General features: G+C 62.6%; 7 protein-coding genes, 2 tRNA genes and 1 rRNA gene. 6 read left to right on the top strand and 4 right to left on the bottom strand.

All coding sequences use genetic code 11. From position 1 onward, the window contains the following. Complete coding sequence (gene metW / locus XH98_RS07860; RefSeq protein WP_271618289.1) at positions 1 to 663, top strand: methionine biosynthesis protein MetW; 663 nt, start codon at positions 1 to 3, stop codon at positions 661 to 663. Between the two features lie 119 nt (positions 664 to 782). Here the strand turns inward: metW and XH98_RS07855 are convergent, their stop codons facing one another. Beyond that, on the bottom strand, positions 783 to 1,646 hold the full coding sequence (locus XH98_RS07855) for an alpha/beta fold hydrolase (protein ID WP_271618288.1): 864 nt from the start codon (positions 1,644 to 1,646) through the stop codon (positions 783 to 785). A 219-nt stretch (positions 1,647 to 1,865) separates the two neighbouring features. Here XH98_RS07855 and XH98_RS07850 point away from each other — a divergent pair, with 219 nt between their 5' ends. Next, positions 1,866 to 2,513, top strand: a complete 648-nt coding sequence (locus tag XH98_RS07850; RefSeq protein WP_271599003.1) for an NlpC/P60 family protein — start codon at positions 1,866 to 1,868, stop codon at positions 2,511 to 2,513. A 120-nt stretch (positions 2,514 to 2,633) separates the two neighbouring features. On the opposite strand, the gene XH98_RS07845 is transcribed toward XH98_RS07850, so the two are convergent. Further along, positions 2,634 to 3,422: an MOSC domain-containing protein gene (locus XH98_RS07845; RefSeq protein ID WP_271618287.1), complete on the bottom strand. Its 789-nt coding sequence runs from the start codon at positions 3,420 to 3,422 to the stop codon at positions 2,634 to 2,636. A gap of 242 nt (positions 3,423 to 3,664) precedes the next feature. Between XH98_RS07845 and clpB the strand changes: the two genes are divergently transcribed. Then, on the top strand, positions 3,665 to 6,304 hold the full coding sequence (gene clpB / locus XH98_RS07840) for an ATP-dependent chaperone ClpB (RefSeq protein WP_271618286.1): 2,640 nt from the start codon (positions 3,665 to 3,667) through the stop codon (positions 6,302 to 6,304). Positions 6,305 to 6,381: 77 nt separating this feature from the next. On the opposite strand, the gene XH98_RS07835 is transcribed toward clpB, so the two are convergent. Both XH98_RS07835 and XH98_RS07830 read right to left on the bottom strand, forming a co-directional pair. Beyond that, the gene (locus XH98_RS07835) at positions 6,382 to 6,648 is read right to left on the bottom strand and encodes a hypothetical protein (protein ID WP_057746745.1); all 267 of its coding nucleotides are present in this window, start codon (positions 6,646 to 6,648) and stop codon (positions 6,382 to 6,384) included. A 165-nt stretch (positions 6,649 to 6,813) separates the two neighbouring features. Beyond that, positions 6,814 to 8,877 (bottom strand): M23 family metallopeptidase, encoded by a 2,064-nt coding sequence (locus tag XH98_RS07830; protein ID WP_271599000.1) that lies wholly within the window; start codon positions 8,875 to 8,877, stop codon positions 6,814 to 6,816. A gap of 1,027 nt (positions 8,878 to 9,904) precedes the next feature. On the opposite strand from XH98_RS07830, the gene XH98_RS07825 reads away from it, so the two are divergent. The 3 genes from XH98_RS07825 (at position 9,905) to XH98_RS07815 (ending at position 11,764) form a co-directional block, all read left to right on the top strand. Beyond that, a 16S ribosomal RNA gene (locus tag XH98_RS07825) occupies positions 9,905 to 11,391 on the top strand. Positions 11,392 to 11,578: 187 nt separating this feature from the next. Then, positions 11,579 to 11,655, top strand: a tRNA-Ile gene (locus XH98_RS07820). A gap of 33 nt (positions 11,656 to 11,688) precedes the next feature. Continuing rightward, positions 11,689 to 11,764, top strand: a tRNA-Ala gene (locus XH98_RS07815). The last annotated feature ends 65 nt before the right edge of the window (positions 11,765 to 11,829 follow it).

The following is an 11,829-nucleotide window of genomic DNA, read 5'->3' as shown; positions in this document are numbered from 1 at the left end:
ATGTCTGTGCAGCAAGTCCTGCCGCTGAACGGCCTCGCGGCTGAACAGTCGGGCCCATTTCGCGCCGACCATCTGCTGGTCGCCGAAATGGTCAAGCCGGGTTCGAAGGTGCTCGACGTCGGCTGCGGCGACGGCGATCTGCTCCAGCTCTTGGAGACCCGCGGCATCGACGGCCGCGGCATCGAGCTGTCGCGCGAGGGTGTCAACCGCTGCGTGGCCAAGGGTCTCGCCGTGGTGCAGGGCGATGCCGACACCGACCTCGTCAATTACCCCGATGATGCCTTCGACTACGTGATCCTGTCGCAGACGCTGCAAGCGACGCGTCAGCCCAAGGTCGTGCTGGAGAATCTGTTGCGCATCGGCCGCCGCGCCATCGTCTCGTTCCCGAATTTCGGCTTCTGGCGGATGCGCCTGCAGCTCCTGATCGGCGGCCACATGCCCCGCACGGAGAACCTGCCGGCAAGCTGGTACGACACCGCCAATATCCATTTCTGCACCATCAAGGATTTCGTCGAGCTCTGCGACGAGATCCACGTCAAGATGGAGCGCGCCGAGGCACTCGATCTCTACGGCCGTCCGCTGCGGCTGCGGCTGCCCTGGTGGGTGTGGAATCTGTTCGGCGAGCAGGGGGTATTCCTGCTGAGCCGGGGGCTGGGGAAGTGACGCCGTAGACGTCATTCCGGGGCGATGCGAAGCATCGAGCCCGGAATCCATTTTGCCTCAGTCTCAGCCGCTTGATGGATTCCGGGCCTGCGCCTATCGGCGCATCCCGGAATGACAAGTCAATTCACAGCCACCGACCTCGGATCGCGCGCCGGCCAGCGGCCGGCTTCCACCAGCGTCACGAACCGCTCCACGCTCTCGTTGAACTGTGCCGGCTCTTCGAGATTGAGCACGTGGCCCGACTTCGGGAACATCGCGAGGCCCGCGGCCGGCAGATGTTTCTTCAGGAACAGGCTCGCGCCGATGCAAGGATCGTCCTCGTCGCCGCAGATGATCAGCGCCGGCGTCGTCACGTTCCTGATCGCTTCCGTCAGCGTGTAGATCGACGGCCGGCCACCCTGGAAGCCGCGCATCGTGTTGGCCGAACCCTTGGCATCGTGCCGCGCCAGTGCAGCATAGAAATCGGCATGACCGCGCGGGTCCTTCACCAGGAAGGGAATCCGGCTCGGCGCCTCGCGCGTGACCTTTGCGACTTCTGCCGAGCCCAGCGTCTCGAACTGCTCGGCATTGGCGCGGCACTGCTTGCGCCAGGCCTCCAAATTCTCGAGCTCCGAGCCGGAGCCGACGCCGGCGAGCGTCATCGACAGCGCGCGCTGTGGTGCGTTCAATCCGATCTGGAGCGACGAGTAGGCGCCCATCGACAGGCCGACGAGATGCGCGCGCTCGATTCCGAGATGATCGAGCACCGCGAGCGCATCGGTGTAGAAGTGCTTGTAAGTGTAGACCTCGCCGTGAGGCACATCAGACGGCGTGTAACCGCGCGCGGAATAGGTGATGCAGCGGTGGCCACGTGAGAAGTAACGCATCTGCGGCTCCCAATTGGTATAGTCGGCCGCGAATTCGTGCAGAAAAATGATCGGCGTTCCCTGACCTGCTTCTTCGAAATAGATGCGGACGTCGTCCCTGGTGGTGGCGTGGGGCATTAACTGTTTCCCTCTCTGCAAGCCGCAAGTTCAGGATCGCAGTTAATGCAGATGTCCGCAATAAGGCAGCTCTATCAGAGCATTGCCGCAAAATCATCGCAGCTATTCGCGGGCCACCGCGTCTTTTTCTCGCCACATCCGACGGCTTAACGGCCCCATCGATGTTGGCCGTCGCACGGGCCGACCTTGGGAAGTGGGGGTGTCAACGAAGGATGAAGTATGTTTGAGTTGTTTGCGTCCCGCCTGTCGCGTCGTGTTGTCGCGCTGGCGTTGTTCTTCACGGCCATTGCCGCGTTCGTTTCTCCGGCCTCAGCGCGGCCGCATCATCGTCACAGCGCAGAGCGGCACGCTTACGTGCATCACGCCAGCAGGCATCATCACATCAGGTATTCGGCCCGCAGTTCGCGCTTCGAGCGCAGCGCGGCGCAGTTGCAGGCAGGTGGATTCGCCAACACGCAGGCCAGCTATGATCCGAGCGCCAGCAGCGGCGGTGCGACGATGAGCGGCGGCTTCGGCGGCGGTTCAGGCCTCGTGTCCGAGGCGCGCCGCTATCTCGGCGGCAACCCGACGGGGCGCGGCAGCCTGTGGTGCGCGCGCTTCATGAACATGGTGCTTGAGAAAACCGGCCACCAAGGCACCGGATCGGACATGGCGAACTCGTTCGCGCATTACGGCACGCGCGTCTCCGGCCCGCAGGTCGGCGCCATCGCGGTGATGTCGCGCGGCGGCCGCGGCGGTCATGTCGGCATCATCACCGGCATCGATGCGCAGGGGAATCCGATCATGATCTCGGGCAACAATGGCAACCGCGTCCGCGAAGCCCCGATCTCGCGCGGCCGGATCTATGCGTATGTGATGCCGAATTGATGGAGTGAAGGTGCAGTAGGGTGGGCAAAGGCGCGAAGCGCCGTGCCCACCATTTCTCTCGATCGCGGAAAATGCGTGGGCACGCTTGCGCTTTGCCCACCCTACGGCAGCGGTGCCTCGTCACACCAGTGTCGGCTCTTCCACCGCCACCGCATCTCCCACGCCGATCTCGCCATCGGCCACCACCTCGGCATAGATGCCGCAATCCATGTGGCCGAGATGGCGCGACAGCGTCGGCGGTATTTCGAGATCGCGCTTCGCCGTCACCGGGTCCACATTCGTGGCCGGACAGCGGACGATGCGCTTGGCCACCTTCAGCCGGGCCTGCCCGATCGCAAGCGTCTGGCCGACGAGATCGAGCTCGGACCAGGCCGGCCAGCCATCCACGTAAAGATTGGCGCGGAAGCGCAGGGGATCGACGGCGGTGCCGCCGAGCATGGCCTCGATGGCGCGGACGCTGTTGAGATTGATGATCGACACGACCTTGCGGGCGACGTCGGAAAAGCTGTGATCGCGGCCCGACAGGACTTTCGGCGGGCCCTTCAGCTCCGGCTGAAAATTCTCCGTGAAGTAGGCCTCGATCGCCGCGCGCCCGGCCGCGGTCTCGAGATCGCCGCTGGCGACGATCTGGCCGTCCTTGCGGATGGTCAGGCGGTTGGTGGCATCCTCGAACCGGCTGTCGAGGGAAGCCAGCCGCTCATTGCGCGCCAGCATCAGAAACTGGATTTTCGGCTTCCACTCGGGCGCCTCCGGGTCGAACCCGCTGGGCCCGTTCTCGATGGCATAGCGGCGGTCGGCGGGCAGGGTCTGACCGGACCGCAAGGGGACCCGGAGCAGGGCTTCCGGCGTCAGGCCCTTGATCGGGTAGCGGTAAAGGCCGGTGATTTCGGCGGTCTGGCTGGCTGTCATGCGGCTACTTAAGGGATTCGACCCGTACCCGCCAAGCCGGCCGATCTGCGCACGAAATTGTGAACGTGCCTCTTCCGATCGAAAGGTTCGCTTCCCACATCTGGGTCAGGTCGGCGCCAGCGCCGGCTGATAACGACCGCTTGCTGGTTGAGGAACGTCAACGCATCAGGCGGAAACCCAATGAAGATGCCGTTTGGGGTGCCTTAGAGGGCCCCGAGGGCAGGCCGAGGGATAGAAAAGACATGAATATCGACAAATATACCGAACGCTCCAGGGGCTTCATCCAGTCCGCCCAGTCGCTTGCGATGCGCGAGGGGCATCAGCAGTTTTCCACGCTTCACCTGTTGAAGGTGCTGCTCGACGACAATGAGGGGCTCGCTGCCGGTCTCATCGACCGCGCCGGCGGCAATTCCCGCGCAATTCTCAAGGCGACCGAGGACGCCCTGAACAAGGTGCCAAAGGTCAGCGGCGGCGGCGCCGGGCAGATCTATTTGGCGCCCGAGCTCGCGCGCACCTTCGACGCGGCCGAAAAGGCCGGCGAGAAGGCGGGCGACAGCTTTGTCACCGTCGAGCGGTTGCTGCTCGGGCTGACACTGGAGAAGACCAGCGAAGCCGGCACCATCCTGAACAAGGGCGGCGTCACCCCGCAAAATCTCAACGCTGCGATCGAGGCGCTGCGCAAGGGCCGCACCGCGGACACCGCGACGGCGGAGAACGCCTATGACGCGCTGAAGAAATATGCCCGCGACCTGACCCAGGCTGCGCGGGACGGCAAGCTCGATCCGGTCATCGGCCGCGACGAGGAGATCCGTCGCACCATCCAGGTGCTGTCGCGGCGGACCAAGAACAATCCCGTCCTGATCGGTGAACCCGGCGTCGGCAAGACCGCCATCGCGGAAGGGCTGGCGTTGCGCATCGTCAACGGCGATGTGCCCGAGAGCCTGAAGGACAAGAAGCTGCTGTCGCTTGATTTGGGCGCGCTGATTGCGGGTGCAAAATACCGCGGCGAGTTCGAGGAGCGGCTGAAGGCCGTGCTCCAGGAGGTCACCGGGAGCGACGGCACCTTCATCCTGTTCATCGACGAGATGCACACGCTCATCGGCGCCGGCAAGGCCGACGGTGCGATGGACGCCTCCAACCTGCTCAAGCCGGCGCTTGCCCGCGGCGAGCTGCACTGCATCGGCGCGACCACGCTCGACGAGTACCAGAAGCACGTCGAGAAGGACGCCGCGCTGGCGCGGCGCTTCCAGCCGATCTTCGTCAGCGAGCCCTCGGTCGAGGACACCATCTCGATCCTGCGCGGGTTGAAGGACAAGTACGAGCAGCACCACGGCGTGCGGATCACCGATTCCGCGCTGGTGGCGTCCGCGACGCTGTCCAACCGCTACATCACGGACCGCTTCCTGCCCGACAAGGCGATCGACCTGATGGACGAGGCCGCGGCGCGGCTGAAGATGCAGGTCGATTCCAAACCGGAAGAGCTGGATTCGCTCGACCGAGAGATCATCCGGCTCAAGATCGAGCAGGAAGCGCTCAAGAAGGAAAGTGATCTCGGCTCAAAATCCCGACTTGAGTCGCTTCAGAAAGAGCTAGCCGACCTCGAGGAGAAGTCTGCGGCGCTGACGGCACGCTGGAGCGCGGAGAAGAGCAAGCTCTCCAACGCCCAGAAGCTGAAGTCGGAGCTCGACGCCCTGCGCGTCGATCTGGCCGATGCGCAGCGCCGCGGCGAATTCCAGAAGGCAGGCGAGCTGGCTTATGGCCGGATCCCGCAGCTCGAGAAGCAGCTCGCCGAGATCGAGGCGCGCGAAGGCTCCGGTGAGATGATGGAGGAGGCTGTTACCGCCAACCACATCGCGCAGGTGGTCTCGCGCTGGACCGGCGTGCCCGTCGACAAGATGCTGGAGGGCGAGAAGGAGAAGCTGCTGAAGATGGAGGAGCAGCTCGGCAAGCGCGTCGTCGGCCAGGCGGAGGCCGTGCGTGCGGTCGCGACCGCCGTGCGTCGTTCGCGCGCGGGCCTGCAGGATCCGCACCGCCCCACAGGCTCGTTCATGTTCTTGGGGCCGACCGGCGTCGGCAAGACCGAGCTGACGAAAGCTCTTGCGGAGTACCTCTTCAACGACGAGACCGCGATGGTCCGCCTCGACATGTCCGAGTACATGGAAAAGCACTCGGTCTCGCGGCTGATCGGCGCGCCTCCGGGCTATGTCGGTTATGACGAGGGCGGTGCGCTCACCGAAGCGGTGCGACGCCGGCCTTATCAGGTGGTGCTGTTCGACGAGATCGAGAAGGCGCATCCCGACGTCTTCAACGTGCTGTTGCAGGTGCTCGACGACGGCCGGCTGACCGATGGTCAGGGCCGTACCGTCGATTTCCGCAACACGCTGATCATCATGACCTCGAACCTCGGTTCGGAATATCTGGTGAACCAGCCGGAGGGCGAGGATACCTCGGCCGTGCGCGAGCAGGTGATGGGCATGGTGCGGGCACATTTCCGCCCCGAGTTCCTCAACCGCGTCGACGAGATCATCCTGTTCCACCGTTTGCAGAAGAGCGAGATGGGCCGGATCGTCGAGATCCAGTTCGGCCGGCTGCAGAAGCTCCTGACCGATCGCAAGATCGTGCTGACGCTCGATGCCGCCGCGCGCGACTGGCTCGCCGCCAAGGGCTGGGATCCCGCCTACGGTGCTCGCCCGCTGAAGCGGGTGATCCAGCGCTACCTGCAGGACCCGCTCGCCGAGATGATCCTGGCCGGCGACGTCAGGGATGGCGACACGGTGGCGATCTCGTCCGAAGGCAACGTGTTGACCTTCAACGGCAAGGCGCCGCAGACCGCGGAAATTGCCCAGTTCGAGGCGCCGGTGTCGAAGCGCAAGCTGAACTGAGAAGCAGCGTAACCCGCCAACAGATTCGCCCCGGAGAGGTCCCTCTCTCCGGGGCGATTCATCGTCGGGTTGGGCGCCTAGCTGATTGCAGATGCCGAGGCGGGTCCGGGTGGGCCTGGCTCGTCATCCTCCTGTTCGAGCTCCGACAGGATATCCACCAGCGTGCGCACGCGCCCTTGGGCCAGCGGCCTGAGGTCATTGATCATGGGCTCGTCATTGGCGAGCCAGGCCTGGGCTTCGGCGAGCTCCTCGACGGTCGCGCCGGTTCCGATGATCTCTGCAATGGTCACGTCGTCAGCGCTGCCGACCGCCTTGATGACGTCGTCGCGTGAGAGGTGCTGCATGATCGGTCTCCTCTTGACGGACTGGACCCATCAACCGTGAGCATCACCCAACTGTTCCACCACGAGTCGCGCGCGCCGTTCTGACGGCGATCGGAAGCGTTTTCGTGATCGTGAGGCCCGGATTTTGGACTAGCCGGTTGTCAACGATGTCAGGGAATTACCGGTTTACCGATTCGTGACCTGTAGCGGCCCGCCCGTCGCGTCCGACATGCGGGCGATGGCGCCGCCGCGGCCGCTCATCATGCCGTCGAGGCGGTCGCGCTCCTTCTCGAAGCTGGCCAGCATCGGGCCTTCCAGCGAACGGCCGCGCGGCAGTTTCACGCGCATCGGGTCGACGAAGCGGCCGTTGACGAGGATTTCGTAATGCACATGCGGGCCGGTCGACTGGCCGGTCGAGCCGACAAAGCCGATCACCTGGCCCTGCCGCACCTTCTTGCCCGGCTCCATGCCCTTGGCGAAGGCCGACAAGTGGCCGTAGGCGGTCTCGTAGCCGTTGTTGTGCTTGATGCGGACGTATTTGCCGTAGCCGCCCTCGAGCTGCGCCTTCTCGATCACGCCGTTGCCGGCGGCGAAGATCGGCGTGCCGTAGGCGGTGGCCCAATCGACGCCGGTGTGCATCTTCACGTAGCCGAGGATCGGATGGCGGCGGCCGCCGAATCCGGAGCGCATGATGGCGCTGTTGACGGGCTTGCGGACCAGGAACTTTTTCGCGCTCTTGCCGGTCTCGTCATAGTAGTCGACGACGCCGTCGTCGGGGCTCTGGTAGCGATAATATTTCTTGGTTTCGCCGCCGACCGTGAGGGATGCGAACAACACCTCGCTCTTGTCCGAGGCCGTCGTGCCCTCGTCTTCGCCGGCGTAGAACACATCGAACGAGTCGCCCGGTTGCACCTTGCGCTGGAAGTCGACGTCGTAGGAGTAGATCTTGATCATGTCGTCGATGACGGGCATCGGCACTTTGTTGCGCATCGCGGTCTCGTAGATGCTCTGGTAGAGCCGCACGCCGCTGCCGTCATCATCGTCATCGTCTTCGCTGCTGGCGTTGGCCGTAGCGTCGGCGACGGTATTCATGCTGGAGACGTCGACCGCGACGTATTTGCCGAGATCGGACAGCGCCGCGATCGCCTCGACCACGGTGTCGTTGGCGACGACGACGCGATAGGGCTGCAAGCGCGCGCCGGGGCTTGCGGGCGCCATCAGGATGCGAAGCTTTTCGCCTTCCTTCAGCCCGCCGTCGCGGCCGCGGGGACCGAGGGTTGCGGCAATCGCCTTGATCTCCTCGGCCGTGGCGCCGAGATCGCGCAGCACCGAGCCGACGCTGTCGCCCTTCTTGACGACATGGACGCGCTCGCCGTTGGGATTGCCGCCGGTGATCTGCTCCTTGGTCTTCGGCAGCAGCGTCACGTTTTCCGGCACCACGCGGGTCTCGAAGCCGGCATAGGGATCGGACGACGACGCTTCGGTGGCGTAGGCCATCTTCATGTCGGACGGGCCGGCCGCGCCGGAGACGTCGGCGGTCGCGTTGGCGAGCGAGGCGTAGCGCACCCCGCCATTGCCGCGCCAATTGGCGGCATCGCGCACCCGCATCAGGATGTCGTCGAGCGCAACCACCGCGGAAATCTTGGCCTTCGGCAGCACCGGCGAGAGGTCCTTGGTGACGAAGGAGACCTCGGCGTCGGGTTCGACGGCCTCGGGATTGTTCGGATCGTCGGTCGCGGTCTTCGGATCGGAGCCGACGTCGGTGAGCATGCGCTGCGCGTTGAACGGCGGAATCTTCGCCGACAAATCGCTCGTCGTCATCGACAGATTGCCGGCGATCCGGATGAAGGGGCGCACCCGCATCACGTCGCGGTTGCCGACGCGGGCGACGGTGGAGACGCGGACGATGTTGCGCGAGGCGGTCGAGTCACTGGGCGGCGGCAGGCGATCGCTCTTGTGCAGCGTCGCGGTGCGATCGGCCGCACCAAAGGCGCCACGCAGTGCGCCCTCGACCCGTTCCGGCACCTTGGCGAAAGTCATCTCGCCGTCGAGAGACGCGAAAACGGCGCCGCCGATCAGGGCTGCGCCGCAGAGTCCGGTCAGAATTGTGCCGCTGAACCATTGCACCGAGACACGACGGCGATCGATGACGGCAGCTTCCGAACCGTCGACGGACAGCGGCGGCTCGTGGCCGAGATCAATGATCCCGGTCTCACGCCCGTAAGCGCCGCGTGATGTCCTCTGGTTCAACCCAAGTCCCCCAATCAACGACCCGAAACCTTCCCTTTCAGCGCCTCATCCCGGTCGCCCTCTTGCAGGGGCATCTCGGAAAAAGCCTTATCGCGCAGATGCTCGCACTCAGAAGGCCTCGGATGAGACCCGGCCGAAATTACGAACAGCTAGGCAGGTGAAAGGTCTCGCGATGTCTTTCGAATGTCCGAAGAAGGCCGCGTCATCGTCAGATCGCCTTCTCTGAACCCCAAATCGCTGGCAGCCCCCACTGGCACCAGCGATTCAAGCTTGTCTCATACCAGAACGCCGCGGGATTGTGGCTCTAGTACGGCGCCTAATATGGAAAAAGTTTCCTGAACGGCCGCTCGCGGAAAGCCCGGACCCAGGGACGGATGGCGGACGGGCGGGGGACGGACGGGGTCGCTTTCGGCTCCCTCAGGAGCCCCTTCCGAGCCCCTCAGGAGCCCGCCGGGGGCCAAACTTTTTTTCAGATTTTTTGCCGGACGGGGCGCCTTCGCTTGCTCTCCATCCTTCTAATCAACTGGAATCGTTGGATTTTTTATGACAATCCAGTGTGCGACGATTTGTTGACGATTGGCGTTGACAGCCCGGAAGGTGGGGCCTATAACCCCAACCACTGAGCGCGGCGCCGCCGGGTCACTGACCAAGGCGAGCGAACGCGCCACTGATGCTCCTCACCTTGTTGAGTGACACAACAGCCGACACAATCGGTTGGAGTCATTCGACGTCGGTAAGGGTGTCGGAACCCTTCCACTCCGGAAGGTTGGGGCCTCCACGGTCCCGGGCTGTTTGACAAGTGAAGATGAAGAAAGAGAAACGTGGACGGCGGAGTCCTTGCGCCTCTCGGACCACTTGAGAGCTTCGGCTTTTAAGTACTGAGAGAGGACAAAAGACTTCGGCGGTACACGTTTCAAAGGAAACACCATCGTTGCCCGCGATGTGAATCGCAGGCAGCACATCGACTTCGGTCGATAATGGTGGGACCTCGTCAAACGTTGTGATCAGCCGGTTCAAAGTTCAAGTCCAACTTGAGAGTTTGATCCTGGCTCAGAGCGAACGCTGGCGGCAGGCTTAACACATGCAAGTCGAGCGGGCGTAGCAATACGTCAGCGGCAGACGGGTGAGTAACGCGTGGGAACGTACCTTTTGGTTCGGAACAACACAGGGAAACTTGTGCTAATACCGGATAAGCCCTTACGGGGAAAGATTTATCGCCGAAAGATCGGCCCGCGTCTGATTAGCTAGTTGGTAGGGTAATGGCCTACCAAGGCGACGATCAGTAGCTGGTCTGAGAGGATGATCAGCCACATTGGGACTGAGACACGGCCCAAACTCCTACGGGAGGCAGCAGTGGGGAATATTGGACAATGGGGGCAACCCTGATCCAGCCATGCCGCGTGAGTGATGAAGGCCCTAGGGTTGTAAAGCTCTTTTGTGCGGGAAGATAATGACGGTACCGCAAGAATAAGCCCCGGCTAACTTCGTGCCAGCAGCCGCGGTAATACGAAGGGGGCTAGCGTTGCTCGGAATCACTGGGCGTAAAGGGTGCGTAGGCGGGTTTTTAAGTCAGGGGTGAAATCCTGGAGCTCAACTCCAGAACTGCCTTTGATACTGAAGATCTTGAGTCCGGGAGAGGTGAGTGGAACTGCGAGTGTAGAGGTGAAATTCGTAGATATTCGCAAGAACACCAGTGGCGAAGGCGGCTCACTGGCCCGGTACTGACGCTGAGGCACGAAAGCGTGGGGAGCAAACAGGATTAGATACCCTGGTAGTCCACGCCGTAAACGATGAATGCCAGCCGTTAGTGGGTTTACTCACTAGTGGCGCAGCTAACGCTTTAAGCATTCCGCCTGGGGAGTACGGTCGCAAGATTAAAACTCAAAGGAATTGACGGGGGCCCGCACAAGCGGTGGAGCATGTGGTTTAATTCGACGCAACGCGCAGAACCTTACCAGCCCTTGACATGTCCAGGACCGGTCGCAGAGATGTGACCCTCTCTTCGGAGCCTGGAACACAGGTGCTGCATGGCTGTCGTCAGCTCGTGTCGTGAGATGTTGGGTTAAGTCCCGCAACGAGCGCAACCCCCGTCCTTAGTTGCTACCATTTAGTTGAGCACTCTAAGGAGACTGCCGGTGATAAGCCGCGAGGAAGGTGGGGATGACGTCAAGTCCTCATGGCCCTTACGGGCTGGGCTACACACGTGCTACAATGGCGGTGACAATGGGATGCTAAGGGGCGACCCTTCGCAAATCTCAAAAAGCCGTCTCAGTTCGGATTGGGCTCTGCAACTCGAGCCCATGAAGTTGGAATCGCTAGTAATCGTGGATCAGCACGCCACGGTGAATACGTTCCCGGGCCTTGTACACACCGCCCGTCACACCATGGGAGTTGGTTTTACCTGAAGACGGTGCGCTAACCGCAAGGAGGCAGCCGGCCACGGTAGGGTCAGCGACTGGGGTGAAGTCGTAACAAGGTAGCCGTAGGGGAACCTGCGGCTGGATCACCTCCTTTCTAAGGATGGCTCTTCAGAAGCTTGCTTCTATCGAGCTGTTTTAGAAACATCAGGGGCCAACAGATCGCCAGATCGTTGAGCTCCATTGGCGGGATTTCGCCGTCTACGTTTCTCTTTCTTCGCGGACGAACACGCGCTGGGCCTGCACGCAGCAGGATCCAGGGTCCTTAACGGGATATGCGTTAGGGGCTTGTAGCTCAGTTGGTTAGAGCGCGCGCTTGATAAGCGTGAGGTCGGAAGTTCAAGTCTTCCCAGGCCCACCACTTTCATCGAGTGAGCATTCGTCTTCTGGTTACGGGGCCATAGCTCAGCTGGGAGAGCGCGTGCTTTGCAAGCATGAGGTCGTCGGTTCGATCCCGTCTGGCTCCACCAGATGGTTTGATCATCGACTGATCGTGCACCGTCGTCCGCGAAACATCACTTCGCATCCTGCTAGT

The sequence above is a fragment of the Bradyrhizobium sp. CCBAU 51745 genome, assembly GCF_028128715.1.
GTDB lineage: Bacteria > Pseudomonadota > Alphaproteobacteria > Rhizobiales > Xanthobacteraceae > Bradyrhizobium > Bradyrhizobium manausense.
This window is presented reverse-complemented; position numbering and strand designations above follow the sequence as displayed.

Coding starts and splice junctions, on each gene's coding strand:
- metW (WP_271618289.1), top strand. CDS start 1: ATGTCTGTGCAGCAAGTCCTGCCGCTGAACGGCCTCGCGGCTGAACAG.
- XH98_RS07845 (WP_271618287.1), bottom strand. CDS start 3,422: ATGACAGCCAGCCAGACCGCCGAAATCACCGGCCTTTACCGCTACCCG.
- XH98_RS07835 (WP_057746745.1), bottom strand. CDS start 6,648: ATGCAGCACCTCTCACGCGACGACGTCATCAAGGCGGTCGGCAGCGCT.
- XH98_RS07855 (WP_271618288.1), bottom strand. CDS start 1,646: ATGCCCCACGCCACCACCAGGGACGACGTCCGCATCTATTTCGAAGAA.
- clpB (WP_271618286.1), top strand. CDS start 3,665: ATGAATATCGACAAATATACCGAACGCTCCAGGGGCTTCATCCAGTCC.
- XH98_RS07850 (WP_271599003.1), top strand. CDS start 1,866: ATGTTTGAGTTGTTTGCGTCCCGCCTGTCGCGTCGTGTTGTCGCGCTG.